Annotated in this window: 12 protein-coding genes; 9 read left to right on the forward strand and 3 right to left on the reverse strand. The window is 41.0% G+C overall.

Annotated elements, in window-relative coordinates; genetic code table 11:
• Positions 1–4: 4 nt before the first annotated feature.
• Both NE473_RS08370 and NE473_RS08375 read left to right on the forward strand, forming a co-directional pair.
• Complete coding sequence (locus NE473_RS08370) at positions 5–745, forward strand: hypothetical protein (RefSeq protein ID WP_256265207.1); 741 nt, start codon at positions 5–7, stop codon at positions 743–745.
• Between the two features lie 246 nt (positions 746–991).
• Complete coding sequence (locus tag NE473_RS08375) at positions 992–1,231, forward strand: GNAT family N-acetyltransferase (protein WP_006775217.1); 240 nt, start codon at positions 992–994, stop codon at positions 1,229–1,231.
• 192 nt (positions 1,232–1,423) lie between these two features.
• Here the strand turns inward: NE473_RS08375 and NE473_RS08380 are convergent, their stop codons facing one another.
• Both NE473_RS08380 and NE473_RS08385 read right to left on the reverse strand, forming a co-directional pair.
• Positions 1,424–2,815: a response regulator transcription factor gene (locus NE473_RS08380; RefSeq protein ID WP_006775216.1), complete on the reverse strand. Its 1,392-nt coding sequence runs from the start codon at positions 2,813–2,815 to the stop codon at positions 1,424–1,426.
• On the reverse strand, positions 2,793–4,523 hold the full coding sequence (locus NE473_RS08385; RefSeq protein ID WP_006775215.1) for a sensor histidine kinase: 1,731 nt from the start codon (positions 4,521–4,523) through the stop codon (positions 2,793–2,795). Before NE473_RS08385 ends, NE473_RS08380 begins: the two co-directional genes overlap by 23 nt.
• Positions 4,524–4,782: 259 nt before the next feature.
• Here NE473_RS08385 and NE473_RS08390 point away from each other — a divergent pair, with 259 nt between their 5' ends.
• From NE473_RS08390 to NE473_RS08405, 4 genes are read left to right on the forward strand one after another with little or no spacing between them, the layout of a single operon-like run.
• Positions 4,783–6,477, forward strand: coding sequence for an extracellular solute-binding protein (locus NE473_RS08390; RefSeq protein WP_006775214.1), 1,695 nt, complete (start codon positions 4,783–4,785; stop codon positions 6,475–6,477).
• A 58-nt stretch (positions 6,478–6,535) separates the two neighbouring features.
• Positions 6,536–7,444, forward strand: coding sequence for an ABC transporter permease (locus NE473_RS08395; RefSeq protein WP_412303988.1), 909 nt, complete (start codon positions 6,536–6,538; stop codon positions 7,442–7,444).
• 13 nt (positions 7,445–7,457) lie between these two features.
• Positions 7,458–8,342: a carbohydrate ABC transporter permease gene (locus NE473_RS08400; RefSeq protein ID WP_055650796.1), complete on the forward strand. Its 885-nt coding sequence runs from the start codon at positions 7,458–7,460 to the stop codon at positions 8,340–8,342.
• 50 nt (positions 8,343–8,392) lie between these two features.
• Complete coding sequence (locus tag NE473_RS08405; RefSeq protein ID WP_055650797.1) at positions 8,393–10,423, forward strand: glycoside hydrolase family 127 protein; 2,031 nt, start codon at positions 8,393–8,395, stop codon at positions 10,421–10,423.
• Positions 10,424–10,654: 231 nt separating this feature from the next.
• On the opposite strand, the gene NE473_RS33115 is transcribed toward NE473_RS08405, so the two are convergent.
• Complete coding sequence (locus NE473_RS33115) at positions 10,655–10,918, reverse strand: helix-turn-helix domain-containing protein (RefSeq protein WP_412349648.1); 264 nt, start codon at positions 10,916–10,918, stop codon at positions 10,655–10,657.
• On the opposite strand from NE473_RS33115, the gene NE473_RS08410 reads away from it, so the two are divergent.
• The 3 genes from NE473_RS08410 to NE473_RS08420 all read left to right on the forward strand — a co-directional run bounded on the left by NE473_RS08410 (position 10,903) and on the right by NE473_RS08420 (position 18,301).
• Positions 10,903–11,337: a glycoside hydrolase family protein gene (locus NE473_RS08410; protein ID WP_006776817.1), complete on the forward strand. Its 435-nt coding sequence runs from the start codon at positions 10,903–10,905 to the stop codon at positions 11,335–11,337. The genes NE473_RS33115 and NE473_RS08410 overlap by 16 nt on opposite strands.
• A gap of 32 nt (positions 11,338–11,369) precedes the next feature.
• Entirely contained in the window at positions 11,370–12,845 is a 1,476-nt protein-coding gene (locus NE473_RS08415) for an MGH1-like glycoside hydrolase domain-containing protein (protein WP_006776816.1), read from the forward strand.
• A 602-nt stretch (positions 12,846–13,447) separates the two neighbouring features.
• The gene (locus NE473_RS08420; RefSeq protein ID WP_055650798.1) at positions 13,448–18,301 is read left to right on the forward strand and encodes a CBM96 family carbohydrate-binding protein; all 4,854 of its coding nucleotides are present in this window, start codon (positions 13,448–13,450) and stop codon (positions 18,299–18,301) included.
• Positions 18,302–18,471 lie beyond the last annotated feature (170 nt).

The following is an 18,471-nucleotide window of genomic DNA, read 5'->3' on the forward strand; positions in this document are numbered from 1 at the left end:
AAGAGTGTATACAAAAAATAAGACCGCAGGTTTATTATTGACGGCTATGGCAGCAGCCATTTTACTATCTGGCTGTACATCGGAAAAGCCTGTGGAAACCTCGCAGAATGCCCCCCCCCCGGCAGAGAGCAGGGCGCAGCCAGAGGAACTAAAGCTTACAGATAAGAACTTAAAATTAGTGGCACCCTATACGTTTGTTATTGACGGTGAGGATATAGATGATTTCTGGGACAGCTATTTACCGGAGGTAACCAAACAAAATGAATGGTTTCATGCTACTGACGCCAGATACAGGGAACAGGGGAGTGTCAATATCATTGATGTGGGTCCGGATGATACGATTATCAGTTCCAGGCAGATATTGGCACCATCTAAGAGCGGAAGCCTGTCCGTAATTGACGACGAAGCTGCTAAAGAGTTTATTATAGAAGCAGAAGATGAACACGGCACCGTGTATCTGTTTAACTATTATAACGGCTTTACCGCATTTAAAGAAGGAAAGGATGGTGATTGGGAATGTCGGATAAAAGACAGCGGTTCTTATGAGAAACTGATAGCGGCCGCAAGAGAATATATTGTAAAGCATAATGATAAAATGCGGATGGATTACGATTTCAGGAGCAGATACTATTTCTGTAAAAATGGAATGCTTGCTCATGAGGGCTCCAGTGGCGCTGGTAATTCCAGTTACTCTTACTTTACTTATAAAGAATCGAAACGCAATTTGGTGGAAGCAGTCATATAGGATAGGATGAAGGATGCGGACCAGCCTTGATTTTATTCCACAGAATATGAATATGATGCGGAAGATGCGAAACCCATAAGCGAAGGGAGGGCGATGGAAAACAGGGACAAGTATGTCTATGAGCATCCAGTATTTATTCCGTTTGCAGAGGATAATTAGCGTAATAAATAAGAAAATTTAACAGGCTGAACTCAAAAGTGGTTTGAAAACAAAAATGTATGGTCCAAGCCAGAAGCAGCACGGTATATGCAATGGCGAGTGACAGACAGTGAAGCAGCGGACAGGGAACGTATTCGCAATACCATTAAATATCAGAAAAATCACGATACGTATTTTGTATATGAAAAAAGGACGGGCCAGGCTATTGGATTTGCCGGAGTAGAGCAGATTACGCCGGATATTTATCAGGAGGCAAGTATTGCCCTTGGCCCAGAATATACAGGCCAAGGTTATGGAAAATTTTTACTCAACACGGGCTGGGAATAGTGCATTTAAAGCCCTTGCGATCTCCTGCGTATTTTCTTACCAGTATTCAGAACAGAAAATTGACTTGCGAAACGGGAATAAGTATGAGTTGGAAATCCATAGCAAAAAACTGTAAAGGAGGGAGCATAATTGCTGGAAATAAATAAGATTTCAATTGCCCAGTCCTTTAATGGAAGTGATGCGCTGTTATAATTAATCTTCCGTGTGCAATTTTCTGTAATCACTGGGACTGTAACCGGTTATTTTCTTAAACAGTCTGCTGAAATATTTTTCATCATTATATCCAACGCAAAATGAAATCTTTTGTATTGGCTCGTCAGTGGAAAGAAGATAATCTTTTGCCTTATTAATCCGAAGCTGAATACAGTAATCACTGAAGGAGATGCCTATGATATCATGAAAACAGCGGCTGAAATATCCATAGCTCATATGTGCTTTCCGGGCAATTTCACTTGTGACAATGTTGGCCGAAAAATGAGAATCTATATACTGCTTTACTGCAAGAATATGATTGGTTATATCCTGAGAATATTTCGATGATGCACTGATCATATTTGTCTTCTCATAAACGGATATCAGCCAGGCTTCTACCTCTTCCCAGCAATAGAATGTTGTGGGAAGTTCAAGTGATTGTCCGGTCATCTGGGAGTAAGAGGCATTCCAGACATTTTCCAATGACAGCAGAAGGTGATATAATTTTGAGAAAGTCAGCTTGCTGTTTTTTAAATCGAATTTAATCTTATCAAAAAGTTCATTTCTATATACCCAATTCAAAGAAATCCATTCATTTTTTAAACTTTCCAAGGAAGCTTCGTCCGTGATATAGGTACTTTCCTGGAGTTCAAAAGCACGTTTGTGATTAATCAAAAGCAACGGTTGATAGTCGTAGAAAAATTGTTCCTTTTTATAGTTCCTCAAAAGAGCGCCTAACTGTGAGTAAGTCAGGTCGCTTACATCTGAGATACACAGCAGTGTGGTATTTGGAAAGCACTCTGGAAACAGGAACGTGCTGCGTTCATCGGTGAATACCCATCCCCCGGAAATGATTTCAAAAATATCTGAGCGGCCAGAAAGCCCATTCATATCCCAGAACTGGTAGATGTGTTCATCGCTTTCGGTCTCCATTGTAATAAGTACATAAATAAAAGGATAAAGAATTTTGCTTTCTTTCCATTTAGGATTAAGTACTTGTTTTTGTGATAGCTTTTTTGAAATGCTGGAATTGATACGGTTCAGTATTTGATCAAAATTTTCCTGGTCAAACTGGGTTTTGGCGATATAATCAATTGCTCCCATACGCAGCGCATTTTGTATATATTCAAATTCAGTGTGAATGGTGAGTACCACATAGTTTAGATTCGGATATAAGGACTTTGCCTGTTCTATGAAAGTCATCCCATCCATGATAGGCATATCTAAATCAACCAACACTAAGTCCACATCGTGATCTGCCAGAAATTCCAGGGCATTTTTCCCATTTGAAGCTTCTCCTATAATTTCCATGTTATGCGCATTCCAAGGCATCAGTGTCTGTATACCTTTGCGCGTCAGTGCATCGTCGTCAATAATTAATATTTTCAGCATGATATCCGCCTCCCTTTAATTTTGGAAAATTCAGTGTAATCTCGGTTCCGTTCCCTAAACTGCTTGTAATGGAAAAATTATAATTGCCGCCATAAAAATCGTTCAAACTCTGAACCACATACTGAAGCCCAATTCCAAACTGCATGTTGTCGGAAAGATGAGATTCCGGTATGGGAGTCAACTGCTGTAATTTTAACAGAGTGTTTTCCTGGATACCGGCACCGGTATCCCTGATTATAATTTCAATAGAATCATTAACATGTACAGTGAGATAGATATCCATGTTTTCCTGATAGCCGTGGCTGAGGGAATTCTCGATTAATGGCTGCAGGATAAATTTAGGGCATGGATAGTTCAATGTGGTATTTTCTGGATAAAAGCTGATATCAAATTGAAATGCATACCGGACTTTTTGCAAAGTAACATATTCTTTTAATGCCATGAGCTCCCTTTCCAGATTTGTGGAATAACTTTGTTTGTCCAAATTATAGCTAAGCAGATGAGAGAGGGACTGGGTAATACGGTCAATCTCTGTTTCATGTTTCATCAGCGCCATCCAGTGAAGTGTGTTCAGCGTATTCATTAAGAAATGAGGGTTAATCTGTGCGCGCAGTTTTTCCAGCTGCATCCGTGAATGAAGCTTTTCCTGATTAACAAATTGTTGGATCATTTGCTGGATCTGCTGCTGAAGGACCAATATTTTCTGGAGTAAATGATCGTATTCCGGGATAGAAGAATGAATCTCTTCCAGGGAATCGTCATCGGAAAGCAGCCGATTCAGCTGATTATCAAATAATTGCAGAGGATGATAAACACTCTTCCAAAAGTATATGGCAAGAAAACTGACAATAATGGAAATGATGAGCGTACAAATTCCAAAATCACGCAGTACCATTCTGTAATCATGAGCGTATATATCATTGGGTATTACAATATAGACAGACCATCCTTGGGGACCTGTTTTGCAAAAAGAGTGAAAGTCATGACGGGCATTTAAACTCAGGCTTTTCATGATATCTGGTACATTCCATGACTTGGGAAGCGTGTTATATATAACCGATTTTTTTTCGTCTGTAAATATAAAATAGGAAGATTTTTGTTCGGCAGAGTGAAATGGTTTATCAAGAGAATAGTATCCTGATTCAATGGATAAAAGAAATCTATGCCCATTCTCATCTTCAAACTGTCGTTTTAAGCAGACGACGGGGGAACCGACGAAGTTGCTCTGGCTTTTACCAGGTCCATAAAAGGTGTAATCGGAATTTTGATACAGAACTGGCGAGTCACTGCTTTTTATGTTAGGGAGCGTATTATAAATAATTTCATTTTCATCGATATCATAAAGATAAATTAATGCAATATCGGTATTTGACATTGTAAGAGATGATACTGTATTTAACATTTCATAATAGCAGTCTTTTTTTTCTAAGAGGTCTTCGGTACTCAGGTAAGATTCGATATTTTTCAGAAGCTCTTTGCTGTCCAGAAGCTGCTGAGAGGTAAGTGTGAGATTCCACAGAATATTTTCTAAAGTATCGCTGGCTTCTGATAAAATAGTATTGTAGTCAAAATCCAATTGTTTTTGAGTAAACTGCGTAATAAAACGTGTAATGACAAAGATATAGGCACACACCATGAGCGTTAGAATGCAAAAGAATAAAATAAAGATTCTTTTTTTTAGTGACAAATTTTTCTGACAAGTTTTCATTTCAATACTATTCTCCAATTGATTTATCGTTAATTTAATAATTTTCTAGTATCATTATAGGGAGAGAAAAATCGAAAGTCAATTAACGCGGGGGGATTATTTTACTGAGTAGGTGGACTTTGATGCTTTGAAATCACTAATATAATCATCATAATCCACTTATGCATGATTGAAAGGAGTTCAAAGATAAGAGGAGTAATTATATAATGAACTTATCGAATCGAAAGGCATTAATTCGAAAAAATAAGGAGGAGCGTACATGAAAATTAAAAGTTACATCAGTATTGTAATGGCATGTATGGCAGTAACCACAGGGATAATGGGATGCGGTACAAAAGATGAGTCAGCGTTAAAGAATGTGGTAAAAGAAAATATTCCGATTGATGAGAACGGAAATCCAAGTCCATTTGGAAAATATAAGGAACCGATTACGGTCGAAATCGTTCAGTCCATTAATCCGACCATGACAATTCCGGAAGGACAGTCTACGACAGACAATCAGTATACCAGATATATAAAGGATAATATTAATATTGATATCAAGGTAAAATGGCAGGCATCCACAGCGGATTATTCACAGAAGCTGAATCTGGCAATTGCCTCCAATGACCTTCCGGATATCATGGTGGTTGGAGAAAATGAATTTAAAAAATTGATTAAGTCAGACCAGATAGAAGATTTAACGCCTTATTATGACCAGTTTATTTCCGATACCATCCGGCAGAATATCGAGTCCACTGATGGAAAGTCGATGGCAGCTGCTACGGTGGATGGAAAGATGTATGGACTTCCAAGTGTGAATACAGAGGCAGACGGATATAGTCTGATGTGGATTCGGAAGGACTGGCTGGATAAACTGGGTTTGGAAGTTCCTAAGACCGTAGATGAGTTGGAGACTGTTGCAAAGGCTTTTGTTGATAACAAGATGGGAGGCGACAGAACTGTAGGAATTCTTGGACCAACGGTAAATAATCGGCTTTATGGAGATTTCCTCCAGGCTTCCAATAACCTCTGTACCCTTGATGGCATTTTTCAGGCATATCAGTCTTATCCCGGATTTTGGATAAAGGGAGAAGATGGTAAAGCGGTTTATGGTTCCACAACAGCTGAAACTAAAGAAGCTTTGGGCAAACTGCAGGAAATGTACAAGAACGGCGCATTGGATCAGGAATTAGGAGTCAGAAAAGATGCGGATGAAGCATGGAAGAGCGGACAGGCCGGAATCTTTTTTTATCCATGGTGGCTCGGATATAATCTGGCAGAAGCAATCGCAAATGATCCAGATGCAACATGGGTAGCTTATGCGGCGCCGGAAGCCAAAGACGGACAGTGGTATCCTAAGTTGGGAAGTCCAACGAATCAGTATGTGGTGGTACGCAAAGGCTATGAGCATCCGGAAGCAGCATTCCTATTGAATAATTTTTTGCGTAGAGATGAAGCGAAGATGGATGTAAAATCACTGGATGCTTCATATTATCCGGGCAGGATCGTTATTACCCCGATGGACGAGAATTCTTTTACCATGCAGGTGTTACGAAAATATTTAAAGGGGGAAGAAATCCCTGAATATGACAATATTGCATATAAGCTTCTGGACAATGATATTGCAACCGTAAAAGATGTAAAACAGGTGCCATATGATGATTTTGATGTCCATACATGGAATATGAGTGATGTGAACTCTGGAAGAATATATTCTCTTCTGGTTGGTTCAGGAGCTGTTGCCGATGCGGAAGAAGCAGGTGTTGTCAATAAAGTATACAGCTTGATTTACACACAGACACCCACAATGGAGAAGAAGTGGACAAATTTAAAGAAAAAAGAAGATGAAATATTTATGAAAATTATTATTGGAGAAGAGCCTGTTGATTCTTTCGATACTTTCGTAAAAGAATGGAAAGCAGAGGGAGGAGATGAAATAACAGCTGAAGTGCAGGAAGCCGCGAATCAGTAATCGGGGAACCGCCGCAGAATATGCGGCGGTTCTTATAAAAAGATAGGAGAGATAAAAGGTGAAGAGAAAACAAACTGCTTTTTTCAAGGGTAAGACAGGAATTTACTGGCTCATGGTATGTCCGGCATTAATCTGGATGTTTTTCATTAACATCGTTCCTATGTTTGGTATCATTATGGCATTTCAGGATTTCAATCCGGGCAAAGGGATTCTTCGATCGGAATTTGTAGGTCTGGAAAACTTCCGTTATATGTTTGAAATGAAAGATGTGTTGCAGATTTTTGTTAATACTATTGTAATCGCGGTATTTAAACTGATTTTGAATGTAGCTGTTCCAGTCGCATTTGCCCTTCTATTAAATGAGATAAAAAACGTGTATTTTAAGAGAACGGTACAGACCATTGTATATCTTCCCCATTTCATTTCCTGGGTGGTTATGGGCGGTATTCTTTTGGACGTATTTGGCTTGTATGGCCCTGTTAACAGCATTATATCGTCCATGGGGTTGGAGAAGATTGCATTTTTCCGGAGGGCGGATTTATTTCGGGGGCTGGCAGTGGGGACCGATGTTTGGAAAGAATTCGGATTTAATGCAGTCGTTTACCTGGCTGCATTGACAGGTATTAGTCCGAGTCTATATGAAGCGGCTGCAATTGATGGTGCGGGCCGTTGGAAGAGAATGTTGCATATTACGCTTCCGGGATTGAAAACAGTTATTGTGCTGATGACGATTCTGGCACTTGGAAATATTTTAAATGCAGGATTCGATCAGATTTATAATCTGTATAATCAGGCAGTGTATTCCACAGGCGATATTATCGATACATGGGTTTATCGGGTAGGACTCAATGATATGCAGTTTTCTTTGGCAACAGCAGTCGGATTATTAAAGTCAGTAGCCGGTTTCTTACTCATATCATCATCCTATTACATAGCGAATAAAAAAGCCAATTACACCATTTTTTAAAGGAGAATATGATATGGTAGAAAAAAAGACATTAGGTAAAAGTGCGGTAAATGCATTATTTGCAGTAATTCTGACAGCGTTGGCGCTCAGCTGTCTTTTACCACTGATTTATAATCTGGCAGTATCATTCAGTTCGAAAGCTGCTGCTGAAGCCGGACGGGTGGCTTTCTGGCCTGTGGATTTCACCGCAAATGCCTACCGCGATATTATGAAAGAAAAGAATTTTTTCTTGTCTTTTCTTGTGGCTTTAAAAAGAGTGGTGCTTTCTCTTATCACTACTTTACCTATATTGACAATGGCAGCCTATCCTCTGGCAAAAAGCAAAAAAGAATTTCCTCCCAGAAACTCAATACTATGGGTATTTGTTTTCTGCATGATGTTTTCTGGAGGAACGATCCCGTGGTATATGGTCATGAAGAGCTACGGATTAATTAATAATGTATTTGGTCTGGCAATATGCGGAGGAATTCCAGTATTCAACCTTATACTGATGGTGAACTTTTTTCAAGGCATTCCAACAGAGCTGGAGGAGGCGGCTATGGTGGATGGTGCAGGCTCCTGGTATATTCTGCTTCGCATTGTGGTTCCGCTGTCGAAGCCAGTTCTTGCGACAATTGCTTTGTTTACTATTGTGGCGCAATGGAATGAGTTTTTTCAGGGACTCGTACTCTCCACAAGCGCAACCCACTATCCTCTCCAAACCTATATTAAGCAGCTTGTATTCCAACTGGATGCATCGCAGATGACTGCGGAACAGCTGAAACAGATGACGATGATGTCTAATACAACATTAAATGCAGCAAAGATATTTATTTCCATGGTACCTGTTCTGTGTATTTATCCTTTTTTACAAAAATATTTTGTTACGGGTATTACTTTGGGAGGCGTAAAAGAATAAATCTATGTCAGGCAGAATAGGTGCCATCAGAAAGAGAGGAATGGGGAAATATGAATAAAATAGAATATAGCAGTCCGATACCATTAAACAGGATTCGTATTACGGATTCCTTCTGGAAAAGCGAGATGGAACTGGTACGTAAGGAAATGATTCCGTTCCAGTGGAAAGCTTTGAACGACCAGCTTGAAGAAGCCCCGCCCAGTTTTTGCATGCACAATTTTAAAGTGGCTGGTAAACGTAGTGAAGAAAGAAAACGTCAGGGAAAAGCTTTTAAGGAACCCGCATATACGGATCGTGGATTTGAGATACTACCGGAAGACAGGAAGGAACTGAAAGAGGAGTTTTATGGATATGTTTTCCAGGACAGCGATTTCTATAAATGGATTGAGGCTGTAGGGTATTCACTGGCTCAGGAACCGGATCCGGAGTTGGAAAAAGTCGCGGATCAAGGCATTGATATTGTATGCAATGCTCAACAGGATGACGGTTATCTGGATACATATTATATTATTAATGGGATTAATAAGGCTTTTACGAATCTACGGGATTATCATGAATTATATTGCCTAGGGCATCTGGCGGAAGGTGCGGTTGCGTACTTTGAGGCAACAGGAAAAGATAAGCTGTTAAAGGCGGCAGAACGCTATGCGGATTGTATATTGCAGAATTTTGGATCGGAAGAAGGAAAGCGAAAAGGATATCCTGGACATGAGATAGCAGAAATGGCTCTGGTGCGTCTTTATGAGGCAACGGGAAAAGAAAAATATTTGAAGCTTGGTAGTTTTTTTATAAATGAACGGGGAACAAGGCCCTATTATTTTGATTTGGAACATCCTGAATCTATAAAGGCAGGTCATGAGGAGGATATCCGGTATGCTTATCAACAGGCACATATGCCGGTAAGACAGCAGACAGAGGCTGTAGGGCATGCAGTGCGGGCAGTATATCTTTATTCCGGAATGGCAGATACGGCCAGATGTATGGAAGATAGAACACTTTATGAGGCCTGCGAGCGTTTATGGAGTGATATTGTTAACAGAAAAATGTATATTACCGGTGGAATTGGAGGCACAAATATAGGAGAGGCTTTTTCTTTTCCTTATGACTTACCAAATGATACTGCCTATGCGGAAACATGCGCATCGGTCGGCCTTGTATTTTTTGCAAGAAGAATGCTTCAAATAAGACCGGATGCCCAGTATGCGGACGTGATGGAACGTGTGCTCTATAATGGAGTATTAAGTGGGATGGCATTAGACGGAAAAAGCTTTTTCTACGTAAATCCCCTAGAGGTGGTTCCTGAAGCATGTCATAGGGATGAACGAAAATCTCATGTAAAACCAGTGCGCCAGAAATGGTTTGGCTGCGCCTGTTGTCCGCCTAACGTGGCAAGGCTGCTAAGTTCTGTAGGTTCTTATGCCTATACGGAAAAAGAGGATACCATATTTATACATCTTTATATAGGAGCTATCCTTAAAAAGCAGATAAACGGAAAGGAGATGGAAGTTAAGATTCAGTCAGAGTTTCCGTGGAATGGTAAAGTGAATGTATATGTAAAAGGCGTTCGGGAAGTATGTACCATTGCTTTCCACATTCCGGAATGGGGAGAGGCATATCAATTAAGTAAAATTAACGGTGCAACGATAAAGGTGAAGGAGAGATACCTTTATGTGACAAAGAAATGGGAAGAGGAGGAAGAAATTCATTTGCAGTTTCCTATGGAGGTCCGGTTGATCGAAGCAAATCCGTTTGTCAGAGAGAACATTGGTAAGAACGCGGTTATGAGAGGACCGCTGGTGTATTGTCTGGAAGAAGTGGATAATGGAAGTAGTCTGCATCTGTTAAGTATAGTGAAGGACGCGGAAGTCAAAACAATGTACAGGGATATTGCAGGGGTTACTATGGTTTGCGTAGAATTAAGCGGACGAAAGCAGGTTGCAAAGCTGAAAGAAAATACACCGCTGTATTATGATGCGGACGATAAAAGAGGAGAACAAATACAATTGCAATATATTCCTTATTATGCCTGGGCGAATCGTGGTGAAAATGAGATGCAAGTCTGGACACGGAGAGAGACATAGAAGATTATGGTGCTGGATTGGCTCCGTAGCAGGTAATTGTGCTGTTTGATTTCATATTTAGGGAATGGATATGGCTCACGATATGCTTGCCAAGTTGGGAGCCATGGCCGATACGGAATTTGCCAGGAAACGATTTGCTATCAATGCCGGGTGCGGTAGTCGATGGGCTGCGCACCCAGCATTTTTCTACTTGCACTTTTACTGTCTGATATGCAGGATACGGACTTAGCTTCAGCTATCATAATTTAGTCTGTTTGGGAAAGAATTCCGGTATTCCGAGGGAGTCATCCCGGTTTCCTTTTTATAGACTTTCATGAAATTGTGGCTGTCGCTAAAGCCTAACTTTTGAGCAATCTCCTTTACGTCAAGGGTAGTTTCAGACAAATAGTAACTGGCCTCCGACATCTTTTTATCCATGATATATTGGTGCAGCGAGATATCGGAAAATCCCCGAATCGGAGGAGAAAAAACTTTGGAAGATGTGGTATTCCGCAGGGGAACAGTATGAACCCAATGCCATCGGTTATGCGGAGAGTTCGGACGGTATCAGCTGGAAAAAATATGCCGAAAATCCCATATTCCAAGCAGATCCAAAGATTGAGTGGGAAAAGCACAAAGCTGCTGGGTGCCAGGTATTTCAAAAGGACGGATATTTCTATATGTTTTATATCGGTTATCATGATGAGGACTATGCCCAGATCGGAATGGCACGTTCAAAGGATGGTATTCGAAACTGGGAACGATCGGAATTAAATCCGATTATCGCTCCCGATGAAGGCTTTGACAAAAGTGCGTGCTATAAGCCATTTACTATATTTTGGGATGGAAAATGGATGCTTTGGTATAATGGCCGAAACGGTGCGCCGGAGCAGATTGGACTGGCATTTCATGAGGGGCGGGATTTTGAGTTTTAATAAATAGAAACAGAAAGGAAATTCAGGAAGATATGATTCTTGATAGGAGACTGGAAGAATATATACAAAAGTTTAATAACGAAGATGAGGAGGTCTATAAGCAAGAGATTGATAATGAGCATGCGCTGGGCTGGCTAAAGGACAACGTGCCGCTGTTTGAATGTCCCGATCCCGTAATTGAGGAAATCTATTATTTTAGATGGTGGACTTATCGGAAGCATATTAAGAAAATTCCGGAAGGTTATCTGATTACGGAATTCTTGCCAGAGGTTCCGTGGTCGGGGAAATATAATTCAATAAACTGCGCCGCAGGGTTTCACATCAGGGAAGGAAGATGGCTGAGAAATGGACAGCAGATCATGGAGGATACAATACGCTTCTGGCTGCAAGGGAGCGGGGACATCCGCTCTTACAGCACCTGGATAGCAGATGCATTATGGGATTACTGCTGTGTTTTGGATGATTACAGCCTTGGGACAGAACTTTTGGACAGCCTGACAGATAATTTTGAGGGCTGGATAAAGGAACATGGGACGGAAACTGGTTTATTCTGGTCCATCGATGATCGGGATGCCATGGAATTCTCTATCAGTGGATCGGGATTTCGCCCCACACTGAACTCGTATCTGTATGCAGATGCCAGGGCGATTTCCCAATTTGCGGAAAAAGCCGGGAGAAAGAGTCTGGCGGAAGAATATGCAGAGAGAGCAGAGAATATAAAGAAGCAGATGCAAAAGACCTTATGGAGTGGAGACTTCTTTCAGGTGATTCCGGCAGAGATTGATCCGAAGCCAGGGCGATTTTTAAACTGTAAGACTCTGGATTTTGAAAAAATCCCAATGGAACATAACGTGAGGGAACTAATCGGATACATTCCCTGGTACTTTAATCTGCCGGATCCGGGATATGAAAAGGCATTTGCTTATCTTATGGATGAGAAGCATTTTCTGGGAAAATACGGATTCTGTACAGCAGATCAGGCACATCCCAGATACAAATATGAAGTTCCTCACGAATGTCTGTGGAATGGTCCGGTATGGCCTTTTGCAACGTCCCAGGCACTGGTGGCAATGGCAAATCTCCTGCGAAATTACCATCAGGAGATTGTGACAGAGAAAGATTATCATAGAGCGCTTAAAATCTATGCTGAAAGCCAGCACCGCATCACGGAATCTGGGAAGAAAATTCCATGGATCGATGAGGATTCTGATCCGGAAACCGGAGAATGGATATCCAGGGAAATTCTGAAAAAGGACGGGTGGAAAGCGGAAAAAGGAGGGTATGAACGTGGAAAGGACTACAATCATTCTATGTACTGTGATTTGATCATAACAGGACTTCTGGGGCTTGATCCGCAGCAAATATCTTTGGCCGTTAAACCGATGATTCCGCCGGAGTGGGATTATGTTCTCTTAGAAGGGGTGCGAGTTGGGAAGAAGGAATATACGGTTCTGTATGACAGGGACGGAACCAGATATGGAAAAGGAAAAGGATTAATGATTTATTGATAATGTAGAAATAAAATTTCATCTCAAAACTTCTATATAGGGAGAACCTTGAGTTGGATAGTTAATTCATATATAAGAAATATAATGAATGGAGGAAACATCATGAAAAATTTTATATGGAATGGGCAGCTTGTTTGTTAGAAGGAATAGAAGATAATTGTTCATCAGAAATAAAGTGTGCGTGTCTGAAGCGTTGTGTCGGTTTACATTATAGAGTAAATAACATGGATCAGCAGCTTGGTGGACGAAAATAAGGACTCAGGCTCTTTCTTGAGGGACGGATTATCTTATATTTATGAAATTATTTTATATGAGTAATTATTATTACGTCAGTGTAGCATTAAACTGTATAAGGTATAAGATGTGTCTATGACATAGAAAATCAAAGACGCAAAGAAAAATACATGAGTACAATGGACTTAAATCCTTCATCATATGGCATATTTTTGCTATATGATGAGGGATTTGTTGCTTTTATCAAAATCATCCAAAATATTTATATGCCATACCTGAGAATATTTATATATTTTACATAATGTAAATGTTACAATTTCCGGGGAGTAAGTAAAACTACTAACAATTTAAGAGCAAGGGGGAAAATTATGTCTTTAAAAAGAAGTATCAAAACTGTGGCAGTATCAGGACTATGCCTGACAATGATGACAATTCCAGCCTCAGGAATGCCTTTGGCCTCCGATAATGGGCGGCCTGTATCATGGGTTGACAATTCCAGAGATACCTATGAGCGGCAGACACTGATGGTGGACGGAAAACCGTTTTTTTTCAATGGAGTCCAAATCAGAATTGACAAGGTTAAGGATTTTTATCATTATTCCGATGAGCAGATACAGAATCTGTTTCAGATTGCCAGGGATGATGGTTTCACAGTGGCTAATGCACAGCTGCGGTGGATGGACATTCAGCCGGATCAATTTTACGATGCATCAGAGACAACCTATATACGAAACGGAGAGTATGCGGATCAGAATTTTTCAGACGAAAAATCAATGCTGTCAGGTTATTCGGATACTCCAGATGAACAGTCTCTTACATATCTCAAATTTGATTTTGCAGAATTGGCTGGGGCTGACTGGGCGGGATCGAAACTGCGTGTATGGGTCAATTCGGCAGAAGAGGCCAATAGTCTGAGGCTTTATGGAATTGAGGATGACTCTTGGGACAGCAGTACGATGACATGGAATTCCGGAGCGCCTAATCACAATGGCTATGAGATTACGGGAGAAGGCGTCATCGATCTTGGCTTAACTCCCTCCTATGATCCGGTAAATAAAGCACAGTATTATGATTTTGATGTGACGGATTTCATCAATGAATACTGTGATGAGGATAAGAAAGCCAGTTTTATTCTTAGGACGGATAAAGATACAAAAAATATGGTTGGAATCGACGGTAAAGAGGGTGAAAAGGCGGCTCCGCAGCTGGTTATATCAAGAGACGATGTGTATAACTGGGATTATCTCGATAAAGTAATCGGCTGGGCTGAGGAGGCTGGAATTAAACTGGAGCTTCTGTGGTTTTCAACGGATACAGTTAATTCCACGATTGATAACCGTGTTCCATATTATGTATTCCAGGGATACCAGAAATCGTTAAAGACGGACGGAACACCGTTTTTCGAGAAAAAGACAGATCCGGTTTATGGAACCTATTGGTTTTTGATGTGCAAGAATGATCCTGAGCTTCGGGCAAAGGAAAAAGAAGCCATGAAAGCCATGTTTGACCATATCGCAGAGTATAACAGAGAAAATGGAAACTTAAATACGGTAGTTGGCTGCCAGGTGGCCAATGAACCAGCCGTTGGAAGGCTGCATCAAACTAAATACGGAGAGCACTGTTACTGTGATACCTGTATGAAGAAAAAAGGAACCATGTCAGATCAGGAATTCCGTGATTTGACTATGTGGGAGTACACCAATAATCTGGCAGCAGGTGTAAAGGAATCCGATTATTCGGTATGGACGAGGGTGAATAACTATACTGGAACCGATGCAGTCGGTGTTACGTATAATGAAAAAATGAGAAAACAGGGTGGAACAAACGTAGATTTTATCGGGCCTGACCCATATGGGGCAGATACCCAGCTCTGCTATGATTTCGGACATAAAAATACCTGGCTCGGGCCATATGACCAGGGAGATAACCTGACTATGATTATGGAAAACAGCGGTTCTAAGTCCGGCACACCAAACTGGATATTGGCGGCGCTGGCCGGCGGCAGTTTTTATAATGTATATGATTTATGCAGCCCAGACGGAAACGGCTTATATGATAATAAAAATGGGATACCGGTTCCACACGGTGAGTATGTAGAGGATATGCGAAATATCAATCATATGCTTAATAAAATATCCTTTGATCTGGCTACGAAAGTGGCGGATGGAGATGGCGGAAAAAAATTAGTATTTCTCAATCAGTTGGGGAAGAGCACAAGCGCTGAAAAAAAGGTAAGAAATATTGAAGTGAGCTATGTTTCTCCCGAAAAGGGTGTTGGAATCGTGGTAGATCATGGTGAAAAGGAAATTATTCTGGAAAGTACCCGGGATGCGAAGTATACACTGAAAGGACTTGCCGGCTATGGCGTGAGCAGCCTTGAGGAAGGGTATTATGATGAGGAAGGAAACTGGGTAAAGGGAACAGATGAAAAGGCAGAATTCACGATATCCGGAAACGATGTGATCATTGAAATCCCTGCATACTCCTGTATCCGGTTAGTAACAGGCAGTGCCATGGCTCCTGGAGATACATTCTTTGAGGTGGAATCCCTGCCATATAATCTGTCTCCGGACTCAAAACTGGACGGATTCTGGTGGGAAGATAAAGGTGTCAGCGGTAAATGGATGAAGGTTATCCCGAAAGGAATTGGGGACTGGGTTGAATTTGATCTGGATATGCCGGCATCGGATTATGAATATGAAGTGATCGCAGGATACAGATCCGCTAATAATAGAGGCCAGATTCAGCTTGCTGTCAATGGAGAAGAGTGCGGAGATCCTGTCGATATGTATGCCTCTGGAAGTGAATTTACAGAAAAATCTTTCGGAAGCGTAAAGTTTGATTCAGATGGAACAAAGAAAATGCGATTTACGGTAACCGGAAAGAACAGTAAAAGTTCTGGTTATGTAATCGGACTTGACTATATAAGACTGGTTCCGCAGGTACCAGCCGCAGAGCGGACGGCTGTGGTGAATGGAGAGCTCCCGGAACTCCCGAAGACACTGGAGGTGATGGAACAGGGGAAAATAGTAGAAAAGAATGTTGAATGGGATTTGGATCCGGAAGATTTTAAAGAAAATTATTCCGTTGTTACAGTAAATGGAAAAGTAGAAGATTCTGATGTAGTTGCACAGGCAAAGGTAGAGGTAGTTCCGAAGAATCTGGTATATTTTATTGACTGTAATTCAGAAGATTCCGAAAGCTATAAAGCCGTAGAGAAACTGGGGCTGGATCTGCTAAATGATAGGGCAGACCAAAGCTGGAAAAACAGCGATGATAAATGGGGAATTACAGATACATATGACGGAAAAAAGTCAGATGGCGATGGTGATAAATTCCATGATGGCTATTATGGAAAAAACAAAGCAGGAAAAGAGAACGGATACGCTTATAAGCTGACTTTGGAAGCAGGAGAGTATGATATTACTGTTCAGTCCCATGAATGGTGGAACGATTCCCGCAGTTCTAATTTTGAAGCTGTATACGAGGACAAAGACGGTAAGAAGGTCTCAGTGATGATTGCAGAAAACGTGAAGGTGGGTGCAGGAAACAGCATAGATGCGCTGCGGACGGGCCGCCTAACGGTAGACCACGAGACAGAGGTTACTTTAAATATCTATGCAAACAGTGAAAAAGGAGCAGTTATTACATTTCTTGGAGTTGCTTACGCCAATGTGGCGGATAAGACAGATTTAAAGCTGTTGTTGGAAAAAGCTAAGGAGGAAGTACAGAAAACCGGTAGTTATACGGCTGAAAGCATAGAAATACTGAAAAAGGCAATTGACGAAGCCAAAAAGATTATGGATGAGGATCAGACGGACCAGGAGTCGATAGACCTTCGGAAAGCGGAACTGCAAAAAGCGTTGGATGCATTAACGGTACAGGACGCAGAGTATTATACAGATACCATCAAAGTAACAAAAGAACCGGATAAAATGGAGTATGTAACAGGTGAAAAATTCGATCCGGCCGGCATGGAGGTTACTGTATATGAGACTGCAAGTAAGAGCAATGCGGATAGAAAGCGGATACTTTCTCCCGAGGATTATGAAGTGACGCCGAATCGGTTTGATACTGCCGGAGTAAATGAAGTTACGGTAACTTATTCAGGAAAGAATGCGGAAGGTGTAAATGAAGACTTTACTGATTCCTTTTCTGTACGTGTCATAGAATCTGAGGAAGAATTTTATACAACCGGAATCAAAGTTACGAAAAAACCGACCAAAACAGAATATGAAATTGGTGAAGACTTTAATCCGGAAGGTATGGAAGTAGTCGCTTATGAAACAGCGAGTTCCAGCAATGCGATACGCAGAGAAATAGAGCTTTCTCCAGAGGACTATGACATTAGCCAGGAAGAGTTTGATACAGCTGGAACAAAAATGATTACCGTTACCTATCATGCGGAAAATAAAGATGGAGAAGGAGAGGCTTTCAGTGCATCTTTCAGTGTAAAGGTTACAGAGGCTTGGGAAGACTATTATACAACCAGAATCAAGGTGGAAAAGAAGCCTGAAAAGATTGTTTATAAGACTGGTGAGAACTTTGAGCCGGAAGGAATGAAGGTAGTGGCCTATGAGAGAAGGGCAAGCTCCAGTAATGCGGAACGCAGGGAGAGAGTGCTTTCGGAAGACGAGTATGAACTGGACATTCCACCCTTTGATACACAGGGGGCCAAGTCGGTAAAGGTATTGTATTGCAGCGTGGATCAGAAGGGTGAGGAGAAAACTTTCCGTGACAGCTTCACGGTCAGGGTTCTGGGAAACCAGACAGATGATGATAACAGCGACGACGATGATGAGACCACATACAAACATGAGACCACATACAAACCGGATGACAATGTGACAGGAACCTGGCAGGGTGGAAAGAATGAACCATGGAGGTTTAAGAAGAGCAACGGTACCTATGCAACGAATGAATGGGCTAAAATAAACGGAAAATGGTATCATTTTGATACGGAAAGCAATATGCAGACCGGATGGCTGTCTGATCAGAATAAATGGTATTTCCTGGGACCAGATGGTTCCATGTGTGCCGATATCTGGTCAATGGTGAATGGAAAATGGTATTATTTCAATGCAGATGGATCCATGAAGTGTAATGAATGGTTTTTCTACAAGGAGACCTGGTATTATCTGGGCAGTGATGGAGAAATGCTGGTAAGCAACATTACACCAGATGGGTATCAGGTTGATGCAGAGGGCCGGTGGATTGGTTAAAGGGAATACAGAATAGATAATTATTAGAAAAAACAAGCGGTTTTGCATAAATCCGCTTGTTTTTTTGCTTTTTACAGTTGCAAAAGAGTGTTAGTTTTATTGGAGTATTGACACCTTGGTATTTTTTTCGCAGTGAATCAAATCATATATATAGAATCCAAAAATTTTAT

Source organism: Hungatella sp. SL.1.14, assembly GCF_024460495.1.
In the GTDB taxonomy this organism is placed as follows: Bacteria; Bacillota; Clostridia; order Lachnospirales; family Lachnospiraceae; genus Hungatella; species Hungatella hathewayi.

Coding starts and splice junctions, on each gene's coding strand:
- NE473_RS08375 (WP_006775217.1), top strand. CDS start 992: ATGCAATGGCGAGTGACAGACAGTGAAGCAGCGGACAGGGAACGTATT.
- NE473_RS08380 (WP_006775216.1), bottom strand. CDS start 2,815: ATGCTGAAAATATTAATTATTGACGACGATGCACTGACGCGCAAAGGT.
- NE473_RS08385 (WP_006775215.1), bottom strand. CDS start 4,523: ATGAAAACTTGTCAGAAAAATTTGTCACTAAAAAAAAGAATCTTTATT.
- NE473_RS08390 (WP_006775214.1), top strand. CDS start 4,783: ATGAAAATTAAAAGTTACATCAGTATTGTAATGGCATGTATGGCAGTA.
- NE473_RS08400 (WP_055650796.1), top strand. CDS start 7,458: ATGGTAGAAAAAAAGACATTAGGTAAAAGTGCGGTAAATGCATTATTT.
- NE473_RS08405 (WP_055650797.1), top strand. CDS start 8,393: ATGAATAAAATAGAATATAGCAGTCCGATACCATTAAACAGGATTCGT.
- NE473_RS08410 (WP_006776817.1), top strand. CDS start 10,903: ATGTGGTATTCCGCAGGGGAACAGTATGAACCCAATGCCATCGGTTAT.
- NE473_RS08415 (WP_006776816.1), top strand. CDS start 11,370: ATGATTCTTGATAGGAGACTGGAAGAATATATACAAAAGTTTAATAAC.
- NE473_RS08420 (WP_055650798.1), top strand. CDS start 13,448: ATGTCTTTAAAAAGAAGTATCAAAACTGTGGCAGTATCAGGACTATGC.